The following is a 16,232-nucleotide window of genomic DNA, read 5'->3' as shown; positions in this document are numbered from 1 at the left end:
AACTATCGGGGCGCGATCGGCCCGTCCATCTCGATCACGATGTCTTCGTCGACCGCGGCTTCCTCGTCGAGTTCCTCCACGCTGAACGCCTCGCGGTTCATCACGAAGCTGCCGTGATGGCCCGAGAAGCGCCATTCGCCCGACACCTCGGTGCCGTCGGCGCTGATCGTTCCCGCATAGGCGACCGAATGGGCGAGCGCGCCCGCCGGGTCATATTGCTTGGTGAAGCGCAGCTTCGCGCCCGTGCGCGTGCCGGTGACGAAGGCGCGGCGGATATCCTCGACGCCGGTCGTGTCGGGTTCGGTGATCATGCCGCCCACCGCGCCGCCCGCCTCGTCGAGATGGGCGATGAAGCTGTTCTCCTCGACCTCCCAGGAGGAAGCGAAATAGCGGCCGTACCAGACGCCGCTGACGTCGCGCGGGTCGCTCACCGGCCCTCGACCAAAGCGGACAGCGCGTCGGCGGTGAGCGGCTCGGCGCAGAGATAGCCCTGGTAGAACTGGCAGCCCTCCTTGGCGAGCAGCTCGAGCTGCTCCTGCGTCTCCACCCCTTCCGCCACTACCGCGAGGCCGAGCGAGCGCGCCATGTCGATCACCCCGCGCACCACCACACGGTCGCGCGCCGAGCCGGCGATGTCCTGGGTGAGCTTGCGGTCGATCTTGAGATAGTCGAGCGGGAGTGCCTTGAGGTAGGCGAGGCTCGAATAGCCGGTGCCGAAATCGTCGATCGCGACCCGGCAGCCGGCGGTGCGCAGCTCGGCGAGCAGTCGCGCCGCCTCGCTGAGGTCGCCGATCAGCCCGCCCTCGGTGATCTCGACCGTCAGCCGGCCGCGCGGGAAACCGCTCGCGTCGACCCAGTCGAGGAACAGGTCGGCGAAGTTGCTGCGCGCGACATCGGCGGCGGTGACGTTGACCGACAGGCGCAGGCCGTGCAGCGCCGCGGGCCAGCGCGCCGCATCGGCCAGCGCGAGGCGCTGGATGTGTTCGGACAGCGCGAGCTCGAGCCCGGCGCGCTCGGCCGCGGCGAACAGCATCTCGGCACCGATCTCGCCGCTCGCATGGCGCCAGCGGGCGAGCGCCTCCGCGCCCGCGACGATCCCGGTGGCGACCGCGACCTGGGGCTGGAAGCGCAGCTCGATCTCGCCCGCGTCGAGCGCGCGGCGCAAGTCCACCGCCAGCGCATCGACCGGCACCGTACCGGCGAGTGCGTCGTTCCCTGCAAGCATGTCGCTCGCGCGGCGCAGCAGGTCGGCCGCGCCGTCGCCGGGTTCGGCCGCAGCGGTCGCGGTGCGCGCGCCGAGCGGCACGATCTCGTCGCCGATCACGAACGGACGCGCCAGCGCCTCCTCGATCCGCACGGCGGCGGCGTCGAGCAACTCCGGCGCGACGCCGTCCGCGGCGACGACGAATTCGGCGCCGGCGATCCGCGCCGCGACGAAGCGCCGGCCGAGCACTTCGCGCGCCGCCTCGGTCAGCCGTGCCAGCGCCGCGCGCAGCAGCGCGTCGCCCGCGACACGGCCATAGGCGGTGTTGACCATCTCGAACCGGTTGAGCGCGGCGAGCACCACGCCGACCCGATGTCCCTCGCCCAGCCGCCGTTCGATCCAGCGCCGCACCCCGGCGCCGTCGTTCACCCCGGTGAGCGCGTCGCGCACCGCCGCGCCGGCATCGACCTCGCCCAGCCGCTCGATCAGCGCATGGACGCGGCCGGTCCGCGGATCGAGCTGGAGATGCTCGACGACGCGCCCTGCCCCGCTGAGCTCGTGCGCGAAGGCGGTGGCGGACAGGCCATCGCGCAGCCGCGCGAAGGCCGATCGCAGCGCGGCGCGGTCGGTCGTCTCCACCCGCCGCAGCAGTGCGCGCAGTGAGGGCTGCTCGCCGAGGCCCAGCATCGCAGCGAGCGCCGGGGTCACCTGGACCGAAGCGAGCGCGGGATCGTAGCGCCAGCCGAGCGTCTCGCCCGTGCCGGACAGCGGGATCGCCTCGCCGCTCACCCGCTCGGCATGGCGCGCGGCGAAGCGCAGCGCCTGGACGAACTCGGGCTCGCGCATCGGACTGGCGAGGAAATGAGTGGCGCCGGCGTCGTAAAAGGCGTCGAGCCGCGCCGCGTCGCCGCGCGATACCAAGGCGAGCAGCGCGCTCCCGGTCGCCGCCGCCGCGCCCGCGAGCGCACGCACCGCCGCCAGCCCTTCCTCGACCGCGCCGCGCGCATCGACCACCGCCACCGCCGCGCCGCTCGCGAGCAGCCGCCGCTCGGCGCCGTCGGCGCGGCGCGCGGCGACCACCCGCCAGCCGGCGGCGGCGGCGAGCCCGGCGAGCTCGTCGCGCTGGCGGAAGGAAAGCAGGAACAACGGCCGCTCGCGCCCGGTCATCGGCGTGGCTGGGATGGGCGCGGGATCATTCATCGGACCTATCCCTAACCCAAGGCTTGCTGCGAAGCCATCAACGGCTTAGCTGCTTGTGCATGGCGACTGCGCCCGCCCTGATCGACCGCCATGGCCGCACGATCCGCTACCTGCGGGTCTCGGTGACGGACCGTTGCGACCTGCGCTGCCGCTATTGCATGGCGGAGAAGATGACGTTCCTGCCGCGCAGCGAATTGCTCGCGCTGGAGGAGATCGCGCTGATCGCCGAGCGCTTCGTCGCGCGCGGGGTGACCAAGATCCGGCTGACCGGGGGCGAGCCGCTGGTGCGGCGCGACGCGATCGACCTAGTGCGGCGGCTGGGGCGGCAGGTGGGGCCAAAGACCGGTCCGGGCCTCGACGAGCTGACGATGACGACCAACGCGACGCGGCTGGCCGAACATGCCGGCACGCTGGCCGAAGCCGGGGTGCGGCGGATCAACGTCAGCCTCGACAGCCGCGATCCGGCGACCTTCCGCCACATCACCCGCCACGGCGACGTCGCGCGGGTGCTCGACGGCATCGCCGCGGCGCAGACGGCGGGTATCGCGGTCAAGATCAACATGGTCGCGCTCAAGGGCCTCAACGACCACGAGATCGCGCCGATGCTCGAATGGGCCGGCGCGAACGGCATGGACCTGACGCTGATCGAGACGATGCCGCTCGGCGCGATCGACGAGGACCGCGCCGACCGGTTCGTGCCGCTGACGCAGGTGCTCGAGGATCTGTCGCGGCGCTTCACGCTGACCCGCGACAGCCATTCGAGCGGCGGCCCGGCGCGCTATTGGCGCGTGGGCGAGACCGGCGCGCGGCTCGGCCTGATCTCGCCGCTCACCGGCAATTTCTGCGAGAGCTGCAACCGCGTGCGGCTGACGACCGAGGGCAAGCTGTTCACCTGTCTCGGCCATGAGGACCAGGTCGATCTCAAGGCGGCGATCCGCGCCGGCGGGCTCGCCGCGGTCGATGCGGCGATCGACGACGCGCTCGCCGCCAAGCCCGCGCGCCACGACTTCAGCGTCGAGCGCGGCGCGGCGCCCGCGGTCGGCCGCCATATGAGCGTGACCGGCGGATGACGACGTTCCGCCGGGCGCTTCTCGCCTCGCCCACCAACCCCGCCGAGACCGCGGCGCACGAACTGATCGCCGCGCACGACTGGGTCGATCTGGATGAAGCCGAGTTGCTCGTCGCGCTGGGCGGCGACGGATTCATGCTCCAGACGCTGCACATGCTGCTCGAGAAGCATCGCAGCCTCCCCGTGTTCGGGATGAACCTCGGCACGATCGGCTTTCTGATGAACGAGTGGGAGCCGCACGGGCTCGACGAGCGCCTCGCCCGCGCGCGGCCGTTCAAGGTGACGCCGCTGGTGATGACCGCGACCACCGTCGACGGCGAGACGCATGTGCTGCCCGCGATCAACGAGGTGTCGCTGCTGCGCGAGACGCGGCAGACCGCGAAGCTCGAGGTGACGGTGAACGACCGCATCGTGCTGCCCGAGCTGGTGTGCGACGGCATCCTGGTCGCGACCCCGGCGGGCTCGACCGCCTACAATCTCTCCGCGCACGGGCCGATCCTGCCATTGGGTTCCCAGTTGCTGGCGCTCACCCCGATCAGCCCGTTCCGGCCGCGGCGCTGGCGCGGCGCGATCCTGCCCGAGAAGGCGCGCATCTCGCTGCGCGTGCTCGACCCCGGCAAGCGGCCGGTGAGCGCGGTCGCCGACCAGCGCGAAGTGCGCGAAGTGGCGCGCGTCGACATCGCGATCGACCACAAGCGCGATCTCACGCTGCTGTTCGACCCCGAGCATGCGCTCGACGACCGCATCACGATGGAACAGTTCGTGGCTTGATTTGGGTGGCGGCGCCGCCCCGCTCCCCCACCCGGCCATCCATATGATACTGCCGCCGGGTGGCCGGACGGGAGAGCGGGCTGGCGCCGTGTCGGCGAAGCCGACAAAAACCCGCCTCAACGCGCTTGCAATGCGGGAAACCCCTTCGTATAGGCGCGCCCTCGCTGGTGTTCCCTGATAGCTCAGCGGTAGAGCATCCGACTGTTAATCGGACGGTCGTAGGTTCGAATCCTACTCAGGGAGCCAGCGAGTTTTCCTCAAAATCGCCAGCCGATGCGCGACGCGACGATGCGTCCGCGCGGGTTACGGATATGCGCGCACCACTCCGTTCCAACCAATGATCGTTCAGCGAATGGACATTTGCGTTAGACTATTCGTTACAACCACATATCGGCACGAGTCGCCGCAAATGATTAGGAGGAATCCCATGCGCACCAGCCAGTCCCGCCGTTCGCGGGTCGCAGCGCTTGCCCTCGCCCTCGCGTCGGCATCCGTGCTCGCGTCCTGCGCGACGCCGACGCCCTATCAGCCCGCCACCGGCAGCGGTTCCTACCGCACCGGCTATTGGGACGAGCAGATCGAGAGCAACCGCTTCCGCGTCACCTTCGCCGGCAACAGCCTCACCTCGCGCGAGACGGTCGAGCGCTACCTGCTCTATCGCGCCGCGCAGCTCACGGTCGAGCGCGGTTACGACTATTTCACCCTCGCCGACCGCGATACCGAGAAGAAGACGCGGACCTATATCGACCGTCCGTTCCACTCGGGCCCGTGGGGCTATTGGGGCCCGTCGTGGCGCTATTACAGCCCGCGCTGGGGCTGGCGCGGCTGGAGCCCCTTCTACGGCGATCCCTTCTGGGACCGCGACATCGACGTGCGCACGGTCGACCGCTACGAGGCGAGCGCGGAGATCGTCGTCGGCCGCGGCCGCAAGCCCGACAATGTCCGCGCGTTCAGCGCGCGCGAGGTGCTCGACAATCTCGGCCCCTCGATCGCGCAGCCGCCGCGCCCGCGCTGAGACCAGGTTGAGGCAAGAAAAGGGCCGTCCGGGAGACCGGGCGGCCCTTTTCCTTTAGCCCCTCCCCTTTCAGGGGTGGGGCTAAGCGAACCGCTACAGCGCCCCGTGGCAGTGCTTGTACTTGCGGCCCGAACCGCACGGGCACGGCGCGTTGCGGCTGACGCGGCCCGCCCATGACGCGGGATCGTCGCTCAGCACCTCGCCTTCGGGGCGCGGGATCTGCATCGGCGGGAGCTCGTTCGAGATCAGCCCGGCCGCGCCCGCATCCCAGTCGCCGCTATTGTCGATGCCGGTCAGCGGATCGATGTGCGTCGTCAGGAAATCGGGCAGATCGGGAAGCTCGGGCGGCGGCTGGAACTGGAACTCGGCCCAGGCCAAAGTGCGCGTCACGTCCTCGCGGATATTGGCGAGCATGCGCTCGAACATCGCGAAGGCTTCCTGCTTATACTCGTTGATCGGCGTCTTCTGCGCATAGGCGCGCAGGTGAACGACCTGGCGCAGCGCGTCGAGCAGGCCGAGATGCTCCTTCCAGTGATGGTCGAGATTCTGCAGCAGGATCGACTTCTCGATCTGCATCCAGGTCTCGGGGTCGAGATCGTCGGACTTGGCCTTGACCCTGGCGTCGGCGAGCTCGCGGACCTTGTTCTCGACGTCCTCGGGCTCGATCCCGTCGGTTTCGGCGATCCACTGCTCGATCGGCGCCTCGACGCCGAGCGTCTTGTGGACATTCTCCTTGAGGCCCTCGAGGTCCCACTGCTCGGGATAGGTCTCGGGCGGGCAGGCCTGGCCGACGATGTCGTTGACCGTCTCGGCGCGCATGTCCTCGACCACGTCGCCGACGGTCTCGGCGTCCATGATGTCGGCGCGCTGCTCGTACACCACCTTGCGCTGGTCGTTCATGACGTCGTCATATTCGACGACCTGCTTGCGGATGTCGTAGTTGCGCGCCTCGACCTTCTTCTGCGCGGTCTCGATCGCCTTGGTCAGCCACTTGCTGCCGATCGCCTCGCCGTCGGCGATGTTGTTGCGCATCATCTTGGCGAACAGCGTGTCGGGGCCGAAGATGCGCAGCAGATCGTCGTCGAGGCTCAGGTAGAAGCGCGACAGGCCCGGGTCGCCCTGGCGGCCCGAGCGGCCGCGCAGCTGGTTGTCGATGCGGCGGCTCTCGTGGCGCTCGGTGCCGAGCACGAACAGGCCGCCGGCCTCGAGCACCTTCTGCTTCTCGGCCGCGACCTCGGCCTTGATCTGGGCGATCGCCGCTTCGCGCTCCGGCCCCTCGGGCATGTCGCGCAGTTCGTCCTCGATACGGAACTCGACATTGCCGCCGAGCTGGATGTCGGTGCCGCGGCCGGCCATGTTGGTGGCGATCGTCACCGCGCCCAAGCGCCCGGCCTGCGCCACGATATGCGCCTCGTTCTCGTGATGGCGGGCATTGAGGACCGAATGGTCGACGCCTTCCTTCCGAAGATATTCGGAGAGCAGCTCCGACTTCTCGATCGAGACGGTACCGACCAGCACCGGCTGCCCCTTCGCCGCATGTTCCTTGATCGTGCGGGCGATGGCGATGAACTTGTCCTGCTGCGTCTTGTAGAACTCGTCGTCCTGGTCGATCCGCTGCACCGGCACGTTGGTCGGGATCGAGACGACGTTCATCTTGTAGATGTCGAAGAACTCGGCCGCCTCGGTCGCGGCGGTGCCGGTCATGCCCGAGAGCTTGGGATACATGCGGAAATAATTCTGGAAGGTGATCGAGGCGAGCGTCTGGTTCTCGGGCTCGATGTTGACACCTTCCTTGGCCTCGACCGCCTGGTGCAGCCCGTCCGACCAGCGGCGGCCGTCCATCATGCGGCCGGTGAACTCGTCGATGATGATGACCTTGCCGTCCTTGACGATGTAGTCGATGTCGCGCTTGCGCATGACGTTCGCCTGCAGCGCCTGGTTGAGGTGGTGCACCACCTGCGTGTTCTCGAAATCGTAGAGGTTGGCGCCCTGGAGCAGCCCGGCCGCCTCGAGCATGCGCTCGGCGGTCTCGATCCCGTCCTCGGTCAGGACGACGCTCTTCTGCTTCTCGTCCTTCTCGTACAGGCTCTCGTCGAGCTGCTTCACGATCGCGTCGACGCCGATGTACAGCTCCGACTTGTCGTCGGTCGGGCCCGAGATGATCAGCGGCGTGCGCGCCTCGTCGATCAGCACCGAGTCGACCTCGTCGACGATCGCCATCTTGAAGGGCCGCTGGACCATCGATGCGCGGTCATACTTCATGTTGTCGCGCAGATAGTCGAAGCCGAACTCGTTGTTGGTGCCGTAGGTGATGTCGGCGGCATAGGCCTCGCGGCGCTGGTGGTCGGCAAGGTTAGGCACGATCACGCCGACGGTGAGGCCGAGGAACTTGTAGATCTGGCCCATCCACTCGGCGTCGCGGCGGGCGAGATAGTCGTTGACGGTGATGACGTGGACGCCCTCGCCCGGCAGCGCGTTGAGATAGACCGCCAGCGTCGCGACCAGCGTCTTGCCCTCGCCGGTGCGCATCTCGGCGATCTCGCCGCGATGGAGCACGATGCCGCCGATCATCTGCACGTCGAAATGGCGCATGCCGAGCACGCGGCGCGATGCCTCGCGCACCGTCGCGAAGGCTTCGGGGAGAATCGAGTCGAGCTTCTCGCCCTCGGCGAGGCGAGCACGAAACTTCACGGTCTGCTGCGCGAGTTCCTCGTCGGACAGCGCCTGCAGCGCGGGCTCGAAGCCGTTGATCTTCTGGACGATGGCCCCGAGGCCTTTGACGTACCGGTCGTTGGACGAACCGAACAGGGATTTGGCCAAACCGCCGAGCATGATGGATTCCAGTCGTATGAAATTGCGGGATGCGCGCCCGGACGACCGAGCGCATCGTTCAAGATTCGAGAAGGGCCGCCCGTGTGCCCGGGCGGCAGCGCGGCTATTCGAGCCGGCGTTCGCTCGTCAGCCGCGCGGGACGAAGCGCCGGCGCGGCATGGATCGCGAAGGACGCCGCGGCGGGACGCTGCGGCACTGCGGGAAGGACGATGCTGCGGGTGGCCGTGGTGGCAGCGACCGCGTCGGCAACCGTCTCGGCAGCACGCGTGATCGCCGTCTCGCTCTGCCGCTGCGCCGCGCGCAGGTCGCGGTCGCCGGTGAAGGCACCGGTCAGACCCGCCAGCAGGGCGGAAAGAAACAGCAGCAATTGCACGATTCTAACCTGTAACATCCCCATGTTGCCCAGCGCTGAACGATGAGCCGGTGCGGACATAGGGCGGGAGTCGGCTTCCTCCAAGTCCAAAAGCTCAATCGCGCCGCCGCACCACCTCGCACCCCACCCGCGCGTCAGGATAGACGTCGAGCTTCATCGAGCGCACCTTGACCTCGCGCACGCGCGTGTCGGCCGCGAGCGCGAGCCGCGCGACTTCCTCGCACAACGTCTCCTGCAGCTCGATATGCCGGGCCTGCCCGAGCGCGCGGATACCTTCGCGCAGATAGTCGTAATCGACCACCGCCTCGATCCTGTCCTCGGGCACGCCGTCATAGGCGCAAGTCAGCCACACGCTCACCGCAACGCGCTGCGGCGCGGCGCGCTCATGGTCGTGGATGCCGAGGCCGATCACGACCTCGAGCCCCTCGAGCAAGATGGTGTATTCAGCCACGCGGCCGCTCACGCGTCTCGAACATCACGTCGCCGTCCCGGCGCACGAAGCGCTGGCCGCAATCGACGAAGAGGTTCTGGCCGGTGACGCTGCGCGCGGTGAGCAGATGCTCGACCGTGCGGGCAATATCCTCGACCGCCACCGGCTGCTCGAGCAGGTTGCGCGACGCGACGCGCGCGAACTCGTCGGCGCTCTGATCGAGCGAGGGCAAGGTCAGGCCGGGCGACACCGCATTGACGCGGATGCGCGGGGCGAGCGCCATCGCCAGCAGCCGCGTCGCCTCGCCCAGCGCCGCCTTGCTCAGCGTGTAGGTGAGGAAATCGGGGTTGGGGTTGGCGAGCTTCTGGTCGAGCAGGTTGACGACCGCGCCCTCCGTCAGGCCTGTCTGAGCCGCCAGCGCCGACGCCAGCACCAGCGGCGCGCCGAGATTGACGTGCATGTGCCGGTCGAGGCCGGCATAGTCCGCCACCGGCACCGCGTCCCAGCTGAAGATCGAAGCGTTGTTGACGAGCCCCTCGACCGGCCCGCCCAGCCCCGCCGCAGCCGCCTGCACCAGTCCGCGCGTCTCCGCCGCATCGGCGAGGTCGGCGGTGACCAGCGCCACGCCAAGTTCGGCGGCGAGCGCCTCCGCCTCGTCGTGCGAGTCATGATGATGCACCACGACGCGGTGCCCGGCGGCGGCGAGGTGGCGCACGATCGCCGCGCCGATCCGTCGCGCGCCGCCGGTGACGAGCACGCGCATCGGTCAATAGCCCATCAGCGCCAGCACTTCCTTGCGGCTGCGCTCGTCCTCGCGAAACACGCCCATCATGCGGCTGGTGACCATGCCGACGCCCGGCGTGCGCACACCGCGCGCGGTCATGCAGGCGTGGCTCGCGTCGATCACCACCGCGACGCCGCGCGGGTGGAGGTGGTTCCAGATGCAGTCGGCGACCTCGGCGGTCAGCCGCTCCTGCACCTGCAGCCGCCGCGCATAGGCGTGGAGCACACGCGCGAGCTTGGAGATGCCGACGACATGGTCCTGCGGGAGATAGGCGATCGACGCCTTGCCGATGATCGGCGCCATGTGATGCTCGCAATGCGACTGGAACGGGATGTCCTTGAGCAGGACGATCTCGTCATAGCCGCCGACTTCCTCGAACACGCGGCTCAGGTGGTGCGCGGGGTCCTCGCCATAGCCCTGGCAATATTCCTTCCAGGCGCGCGCAACGCGCGTCGGCGTGTCGAGCAGCCCCTCGCGAGTCGGGTCGTCGCCGGTCCAGCGCAGCAGCGTGCGCACTGCCTCCGCGACCTCGTCGGGCACCGCGATCTTCGGCAGCGGGGCGACGATATCGCCGTCATCGGGTTCGTCGTGATCGTGAACGCTCATGGCCGTGGCCGCCTCATCCTTGGTACCTGACGCTACGGCAAGCCCGCTTGCCTGTGTTGCGCTCGAGCAACAACCCGTCCCGAACCGGAATAGCAAGCATTTCCGCGGGATTCCTAGCGTGATTTGACGTTGACGTAAGGATTCCCGGAACGGTAGCTTCCGCGACAACTTAGACAGGTGACCGCCAAAGCAGCGGCACCGCCCAGAGAGGAGACCTTTCATGCGGAAGTTCCAACTGCTCACCGCGTCCGCCATCGCGTTGATGGCCACGGCTCCCGCCTTCGCGCAGGAGACGCCCGCCCCCGCGCCGGAGGAAACCAGTTCGGCCGACGAAGGCGAGGTGGTCGTCACCGCCACCGGCCGTGCGCAGGTCGCGCAGGACGTGCCGATCGCGGTCAGCGTGGTCGGCGCCGAGCAACTCGAAAATACCGGCGCCAGCGACATTCGTGGCTTGCGCCAGGTGACGCCGAGCCTTCAGGTGACCACCGGCCAGTCGGCCGCGACCGGCGTGGTGCTGCGCATCCGCGGCATCGGCACCGCGGGCGACAACCCGGGCTTCGAGCCGGCGGTGGGCGTGTTCATCGACGGCGTGTTCCGTGCCCGCGCGGGCGTCGCGCTGGCCGACCTGCCCCCGATCGACCGGGTCGAGGTGCTGCGCGGCCCGCAGGGCACGCTGTTCGGCCGCAACACCTCGGCCGGCGCGCTCAGCATCACCACGCAGGGACCCTCGTTCGACCTCGGCGGCTATGCCGAGGCGAGCTACGGCAATTATGACGAGATCGAGGTCAAGGCCGGCCTGACCGGCGGGGTGAGCGAGCAGCTCGCGCTGCGCGTCGACGGCGGCTATCACAAGCGCGACGGCTATATCACCGACCCCAACACCGGCCGCGACTTCAACAATGTCGATCGCTGGTTCGTGCGCGGCCAGGCCAAGTTCGAGACGACCAACATCGTCTTCCGCCTGATCGGCGACTATGCCGAGACCGACGAAGCGTGCTGCGGCGCGCTCAATAGCGGCTCGGGCTTTGTCCTCTATCCCTCGGGCCGCGACACCAGCGTCGCGGGCGGCCTGCTCGGCTTCGTCACCAGCAACCTGATCGAGGCGCTCGCCGCCAACCCGCTCGCCGGCGGCGCGGCGGGCCGCGACGGCATCGTCCGGCCGTTCGATCCCGAAGGCCGCCAGATGGCGACCTCGCCCAACCGCGACCTGACCGAGCGGGTCAAGGAATGGGGCGTCTCGGGCCAGCTCGACTGGGATCTGGGCGACGTCTCGCTCACCTCGATCACCTCGTGGCGCGACTGGAAGGCGACGCGCAGCCAGGACATCGACTTCTCCGGCCTCGATCGCGCCTATCGCGACGGCTATCGCACCGGTATCCGCGACTTCACCCAGGAAATCCGCCTCAAGGGCAGCGCGTTCGACGGGAAGCTCGACTGGTTGGTCGGCGGCTTCTACCTGAACGAGAAGCTCACGCTGACCGACACCGTCCGCTTCGGCACCCAGACCGACCAGTTCGTCGACGGTATCGTCAACCAGCTGACCCGCAGCGCGGCACTGCCCAGCGGCGCGCAGCTGTTCGGGACGCTGCCCGGCGTGCCGCTGATGGGCCAGGTGCTGCTCGCCAGCAATCCGACGCTCGCGGCCGCCGCGGCGGCAGGCGGGCCGGCGGTGCTCGCGACCTTCCTCCAGCCGATCCCGCGCACGCCCGACGGGGCCGGCCAGCAGGCCGACCGCTACACGGTGGACACCGAGGCGTTCGCGATCTTCACGCACAACATCATCAACATCACCGACAATGTCTCGCTGACGCTGGGCCTGCGCTGGAACCACGAGACCAAGGACATCAACGCGAACCTCAACGCCGCGGTCCCGGCCTGCTCCTTCTGGCTCAACCCGAACGCGGCGCTCTATCGCGGCGCGCTCAACGCGGCGGGGCTGTTCAGCCTCGCGCATCTCTACACCTGCAATCCGACGATCAACTCGGAGTTCAACGGCACCTATAACGGCGACCGCAGCGAGAACGAGTTCACCGGCACCGCCAAGCTCGCGTTCAAGATCAGCGACGATGTGCTGTTCTATGGCGGCTATGACCGCGGCTACAAATCGGGCGGCTACAATCTCGACCGCGGCTCGTTCGACTCGATTCTGCTCGGCGGCAACGGCGCGCAGGTCGCCGATCTCGAGTTCGACAACGAGACGGTCGATGCCTTCGAGGTCGGCTTCAAGACCAACCCGCTGCGCGGCTTCCAGTTCAACGCCGCGGCCTTCTACCAGGAGTTCAAGGGCTATCAGAACAACCAGTTCGAAGGGACGCGCTTCGTGGTGCGCAACTTCGACAAGGTGATCTCGAAGGGCATCGAGCTTGAATCGGTGATCCGCCCGAGCTCGGATCTCACCTTCGCGCTCAACTACACGCTGCTCGAGACCGAGGTGCGCGATCCGCTCGCGGGATCGGACAATGGCAGGCCGCTGACCAACTCGCCGCGCAACGTGATCACCGGCGCCATCACCTGGACGCCGCAGATCAGCGACAATGTCGGCGCGCTGGTCCATGTCGACTGGCGCACCAACAGCGATGCGAACACGATCAACAACCCGATCGCACGGCCGTTCACCACCAATGACGGCTACAGCATCGTCAACGCGCGCGTCGGCCTCAATTTCGGCGAAGGTGGCCGCTTCGGGCTCGAGGCCTATGTCGAGAACCTATTCGACACCTATTACAACATCACCTCGTTCCCGATCCCTGAGCAGGGCAGCAGCTTCGCGGTCTATCCCTCGCCGCCGCGCTTCTACGGCGTGAAGGCGCGCGTGAAGTTCTGAGGTAATCGGGACCAGCCGAGCCGTGACGGCGACAGGAGGGCGCACCCGGGAAACCGGGGGCGCCCTTCGCGATTATTCCCAGGATCGGAGAATCGGCATGGCCTGGGCGCCCAGGGCGGGCGACTGCGTCGTGGAAATCGCGCGAAGGCACCGAAAAGGGCGAAGTTCTCCACAAACAAACGTCGGATATGGTCTTGAAAGGCCATCAAGTACGTGCATCGCGCGAAGAACCACAGTACATCGTTCGCAGCGACAACGGAGGGAAAGCAGCCCACACGCCGTCGGCGCTGACCAAGATTTGAGCCGGTGGCTAATTCACCGGCTCGCAGAGGAGAAGAAAATATGGCGGAAAAGAAGGCATCCGGCGGGGCCCGTGGCGGCATCGCGAAGCCCGTCACCCCCTCGGCCGACCTTGCCGCGATCGTCGGCACCGGCCCGCTGCCGCGCAGCGAAATCGTCAGCAAGATGTGGGACCACATCAAGAAGAACAATCTCCAGAACCCCGCCAACAAGCGCGAGATCCTGGCCGACGACAAGCTGAAGAAGATTTTCGGCGGCGACAAGGCGACGATGTTCGAGCTGAACAAGCATATCGCCAAGCACGTCAGCTGATCGGCTCCGGCGCCAGCGCCGGATCGACATGCAAGAAGCCCCCGAAGCAGCACGCTTCGGGGGCTTTCTCATTCCCGCGCTACGCGGTGGCGGCTCGCTACCAGTTGAACCGCACCGATCCGACCACGGTGCGCCCCGCGCCGAAATAGCAGCTGTTGTTGAACGGACAGGCGCTGACGTGGCGCGCGTCGAACAGATTGGCGGCGTTGACCGCGAGGCTGAGCCCGGTGAGCGCGCCGCTCGCCTTGCCGAGGTCATAGCCGATCACCGCGTCCACCAGCGTGAACGAGTCCGTCGTGAAGCGCTGGAAGGTGGCGAGGCCATTGATCACGGCATATTGGGTGGTGCCGTCCGATCCGCCGACATAGCGCACGCCGCCACCGAGCGTCAGCCCGCCCAGCGCGCCGGTGACCGATGCATTCCGTCCGAAATCATACGATACGAAGCCCGATGCGAGCCACTCGGGCGTGCCGAGTTGGCGCGTGCCCGTGGTGGTCGGGACCGCTCCGGTGCTGGCGTTGGCGCGGATCGCGGGCGTGCCCTGGGTGATGATCGCATCGGTGTAGCTGCCAGCGAACACCACATCGAGCCCGCGGATGACCTCGCCCCGCCCTTCCAGCTCGACGCCGCGCACGCGCACCTCGCCGATCTGGATCTGCGAGTTGGACGGGAGGCCGTTGCCCGGCGCGCCCGGATCGGCCACCGGCACCTTCTGGCGCCGCAGATCATAGACCGAGGCGGTGAAGATCGCGTTGGTCCCCCTGGGCTGGAACTTCAGCCCCGCCTCATATTGCTGGCCGGTAACGGGTTCGAACGGCTCGGTCCTCAACGGACTGCTTCCCGGCACATAGCGCGACCCGGTCTGCGGCTCGAACGATTCCGAATAGCTGACATAGGGCGAAAGCCCGAACTCGAACTCGTAGAGCGCGCCCAGCCGGGCGGTGAAGGCGCTCTGCGACAGGAAGGTTGCGGCGTTTGCCTGCCCGACCGCGAGCTTCTTGTTGCGCGTCGTCTGATCGTACCAGTCGAAGCGCCCGCTCGCGATGAGCTGGAGCCGGCCGATCGCGATCTGGTCCTGGAGGTAGAGCCCGACCTGGGTGCGCTTGCCATAGGTGTTGATATAGCCGGGCGACAGGACGGTGAGGTCGAAACTCGGCAGCGTTCCGCCATAGACCGGGTTGAACAGGCTGAGATTGGGAATGCTCGTCTGCGGATCGTTGGAGACCCCGGTGTTGAACTGCTGGAAGTTCTCGCCCGTGATGTTCTGATAGTCGATGCCGACCAGCACATTGTGCTGCACCGGCCCGGTCGCGAACTTGGCGGCGAAATGGTTGTCGAGCGTCAGCGTGTCGAAATCCTCGTCCGCGCCGCCGCCACCGCGGATGATCGTCGAATAGTCGCTGCTGAGGCCATCGGCGGTGCGCGCGAAGCCCGCGACATAGAGCTGACGGTAGCTCAGCTCGTTATTCTGGAAACGCAGGTTCGAGCGGAAGCTCAGGCTCTCGTTGAACTCGTGGCGGAAGAAGGCGGCGATCGCCTTCTGGCGGTGGTCGTAGCGCTCATAGCCGGGATCGCCGGTGTTGATGTCGCGAGGCAGCTCGCCGAACGGATTGGGCAGCACAGAGCCATAAGCGGGGACGCCCGAATAGCCGCCGCCCGAGGGCGAATGTTGATAGGCGGCGAGCAAGGTCAGGCTGGTCCGATCGGTCGGCGCGAAGGTCAGCATCGGGCTGACATGATAGCGTTCGGAGAACGTCCCCTCGGTCAGCCCGTCGCTCTGCTGCCAGCCGCCGACGATGCGGAACAGCAGGCGGCCGTCGCGATCGAGCGGCTGGTTGACGTCGGCCACCGCGCGCAGCGTGTCGTAATTGCCCGCCTGCAGCTCGACGCGGCCGAACGCGGTCGCTTCGGGCAGCTTGCTGACCAGGTTGACCAGGCCGCCGGGCGTGGAGTTGCCGTAGAGCACCGAGGCCGGCCCCTTGACGATGTCGATCCGCTCGATGCGGTTGAAGTCGATCTGCGGCATCGAATAGGGCCCGGCGATCAGCCGCATGCCGTCCTGATACACCCCCGGCGCGAAACCGCGGAGGATGAGCTGGTCGTAGCGCGTGACCATGCCGCCGCGCTGGTTGGGCGAGACGCCCGCGACATAGCCGAGCGCTTGGTTGATCGACTGGACGTTGCGCAGCTCGAGCTCGGCGCCGTCGATCACGGTGATGCTCTGCGGCGTCTCCATCAGCGGGGTGTCGGTCTTGGTGCCCGATCCAGTGCCCCTGGTGTTGACGCCGGTAATGACTACGGTCTCGCCGGCCCGACCGTCACCTGTATCGGTATCGTCGCTATCATTCGCCGCCGCGAGCGAGGGTGCCGCCAGTGCACACGCGATCAGTGCTGCACGCGACAACGTGGCTGAAAACTTCCCGTGACGGCGAGCGGACATCTGGCACCCCTGATATTGATAACGATTCGCAGGAGCGGTTAAAGGTCATACGAGTTTGTTGCAAGCGCGAAA

At 67.7% G+C, this 16,232-nt stretch carries 14 protein-coding genes and 1 tRNA gene; 7 read left to right on the top strand and 8 right to left on the bottom strand.

Annotated features, from left to right (window positions below):
• Positions 1-2: 2 nt before the first annotated feature.
• Positions 3-431, bottom strand: coding sequence for a hypothetical protein (locus ACO227_RS11945; RefSeq protein ID WP_423602062.1), 429 nt, complete (start codon positions 429-431; stop codon positions 3-5).
• Positions 428-2,404 (bottom strand): putative bifunctional diguanylate cyclase/phosphodiesterase, encoded by a 1,977-nt coding sequence (locus ACO227_RS11940; protein ID WP_423602061.1) that lies wholly within the window; start codon positions 2,402-2,404, stop codon positions 428-430. Before ACO227_RS11940 ends, ACO227_RS11945 begins: the two co-directional genes overlap by 4 nt.
• Positions 2,405-2,463: 59 nt before the next feature.
• On the opposite strand from ACO227_RS11940, the gene moaA reads away from it, so the two are divergent.
• The 4 genes from moaA to ACO227_RS11920 all read left to right on the top strand — a co-directional run bounded on the left by moaA (position 2,464) and on the right by ACO227_RS11920 (position 5,259).
• Complete coding sequence (gene moaA, locus ACO227_RS11935; protein ID WP_423602060.1) at positions 2,464-3,474, top strand: GTP 3',8-cyclase MoaA; 1,011 nt, start codon at positions 2,464-2,466, stop codon at positions 3,472-3,474.
• Complete coding sequence (locus ACO227_RS11930; RefSeq protein WP_423602059.1) at positions 3,471-4,244, top strand: NAD kinase; 774 nt, start codon at positions 3,471-3,473, stop codon at positions 4,242-4,244. The genes moaA and ACO227_RS11930 overlap by 4 nt, the downstream gene beginning before the upstream one ends.
• A 171-nt stretch (positions 4,245-4,415) precedes the next feature.
• Positions 4,416-4,490: transfer RNA gene (locus ACO227_RS11925), tRNA-Asn, on the top strand.
• Positions 4,491-4,671: 181 nt separating this feature from the next.
• On the top strand, positions 4,672-5,259 hold the full coding sequence (locus ACO227_RS11920) for a CC0125/CC1285 family lipoprotein (RefSeq protein WP_423602058.1): 588 nt from the start codon (positions 4,672-4,674) through the stop codon (positions 5,257-5,259).
• 93 nt (positions 5,260-5,352) lie between these two features.
• Here ACO227_RS11920 and secA read toward each other — a convergent pair whose 3' ends face one another.
• The 5 genes from secA to folE form a co-directional block, all read right to left on the bottom strand.
• Positions 5,353-8,091 carry a preprotein translocase subunit SecA gene (gene secA / locus ACO227_RS11915; RefSeq protein ID WP_423602057.1) on the bottom strand — a complete coding sequence of 913 codons (2,739 nt, stop codon included), beginning with the start codon at positions 8,089-8,091 and terminating at the stop codon, positions 5,353-5,355.
• A gap of 103 nt (positions 8,092-8,194) precedes the next feature.
• The gene (locus ACO227_RS11910; protein ID WP_423602056.1) at positions 8,195-8,524 is read right to left on the bottom strand and encodes a hypothetical protein; all 330 of its coding nucleotides are present in this window, start codon (positions 8,522-8,524) and stop codon (positions 8,195-8,197) included.
• Positions 8,525-8,558: 34 nt separating this feature from the next.
• The gene (locus ACO227_RS11905; RefSeq protein WP_423602055.1) at positions 8,559-8,915 is read right to left on the bottom strand and encodes a dihydroneopterin aldolase; all 357 of its coding nucleotides are present in this window, start codon (positions 8,913-8,915) and stop codon (positions 8,559-8,561) included.
• Positions 8,908-9,657, bottom strand: coding sequence for an SDR family oxidoreductase (locus tag ACO227_RS11900; protein ID WP_423602054.1), 750 nt, complete (start codon positions 9,655-9,657; stop codon positions 8,908-8,910). Before ACO227_RS11900 ends, ACO227_RS11905 begins: the two co-directional genes overlap by 8 nt.
• 3 nt (positions 9,658-9,660) lie before the next feature.
• Positions 9,661-10,284 carry a GTP cyclohydrolase I FolE gene (gene folE, locus ACO227_RS11895; RefSeq protein ID WP_423602053.1) on the bottom strand — a complete coding sequence of 208 codons (624 nt, stop codon included), beginning with the start codon at positions 10,282-10,284 and terminating at the stop codon, positions 9,661-9,663.
• A 220-nt stretch (positions 10,285-10,504) separates the two neighbouring features.
• Between folE and ACO227_RS11890 the strand changes: the two genes are divergently transcribed.
• From ACO227_RS11890 to ACO227_RS11880, 3 genes are all read left to right on the top strand, one after another.
• On the top strand, positions 10,505-13,108 hold the full coding sequence (locus tag ACO227_RS11890; RefSeq protein ID WP_423602052.1) for a TonB-dependent receptor: 2,604 nt from the start codon (positions 10,505-10,507) through the stop codon (positions 13,106-13,108).
• Between the two features lie 71 nt (positions 13,109-13,179).
• On the top strand, positions 13,180-13,410 hold the full coding sequence (locus ACO227_RS11885) for a DUF2945 domain-containing protein (protein WP_423607340.1): 231 nt from the start codon (positions 13,180-13,182) through the stop codon (positions 13,408-13,410).
• 40 nt (positions 13,411-13,450) lie between these two features.
• Positions 13,451-13,720, top strand: coding sequence for an SWIB/MDM2 domain-containing protein (locus tag ACO227_RS11880; RefSeq protein ID WP_423602051.1), 270 nt, complete (start codon positions 13,451-13,453; stop codon positions 13,718-13,720).
• 97 nt (positions 13,721-13,817) lie between these two features.
• On the opposite strand, the gene ACO227_RS11875 is transcribed toward ACO227_RS11880, so the two are convergent.
• The gene (locus ACO227_RS11875) at positions 13,818-16,124 is read right to left on the bottom strand and encodes a TonB-dependent siderophore receptor (RefSeq protein WP_423602050.1); all 2,307 of its coding nucleotides are present in this window, start codon (positions 16,122-16,124) and stop codon (positions 13,818-13,820) included.
• Positions 16,125-16,232 lie beyond the last annotated feature (108 nt).

It is taken from the genome of Sphingomonas sp. MS122 (assembly GCF_049532975.1).
Lineage (GTDB): Bacteria > Pseudomonadota > Alphaproteobacteria > Sphingomonadales > Sphingomonadaceae > Sphingomonas.
Note: the sequence above shows the minus strand (reverse complement) of the source record. Positions and strands in the feature narration are given on the sequence as shown.

What these genes read in the sequence shown, in the direction of transcription:
- ACO227_RS11930 (WP_423602059.1), top strand. Translation starts at nt 3,471, where the DNA reads ATGACGACGTTCCGCCGGGCGCTTCTCGCCTCGCCCACCAACCCCGCC.
- folE (WP_423602053.1), bottom strand. Translation starts at nt 10,284, where the DNA reads ATGAGCGTTCACGATCACGACGAACCCGATGACGGCGATATCGTCGCC.
- ACO227_RS11880 (WP_423602051.1), top strand. Translation starts at nt 13,451, where the DNA reads ATGGCGGAAAAGAAGGCATCCGGCGGGGCCCGTGGCGGCATCGCGAAG.
- ACO227_RS11900 (WP_423602054.1), bottom strand. Translation starts at nt 9,657, where the DNA reads ATGCGCGTGCTCGTCACCGGCGGCGCGCGACGGATCGGCGCGGCGATC.
- ACO227_RS11940 (WP_423602061.1), bottom strand. Translation starts at nt 2,404, where the DNA reads ATGAATGATCCCGCGCCCATCCCAGCCACGCCGATGACCGGGCGCGAG.
- ACO227_RS11910 (WP_423602056.1), bottom strand. Translation starts at nt 8,524, where the DNA reads ATGTCCGCACCGGCTCATCGTTCAGCGCTGGGCAACATGGGGATGTTA.
- secA (WP_423602057.1), bottom strand. Translation starts at nt 8,091, where the DNA reads ATGCTCGGCGGTTTGGCCAAATCCCTGTTCGGTTCGTCCAACGACCGG.
- ACO227_RS11920 (WP_423602058.1), top strand. Translation starts at nt 4,672, where the DNA reads ATGCGCACCAGCCAGTCCCGCCGTTCGCGGGTCGCAGCGCTTGCCCTC.
- ACO227_RS11890 (WP_423602052.1), top strand. Translation starts at nt 10,505, where the DNA reads ATGCGGAAGTTCCAACTGCTCACCGCGTCCGCCATCGCGTTGATGGCC.
- moaA (WP_423602060.1), top strand. Translation starts at nt 2,464, where the DNA reads ATGGCGACTGCGCCCGCCCTGATCGACCGCCATGGCCGCACGATCCGC.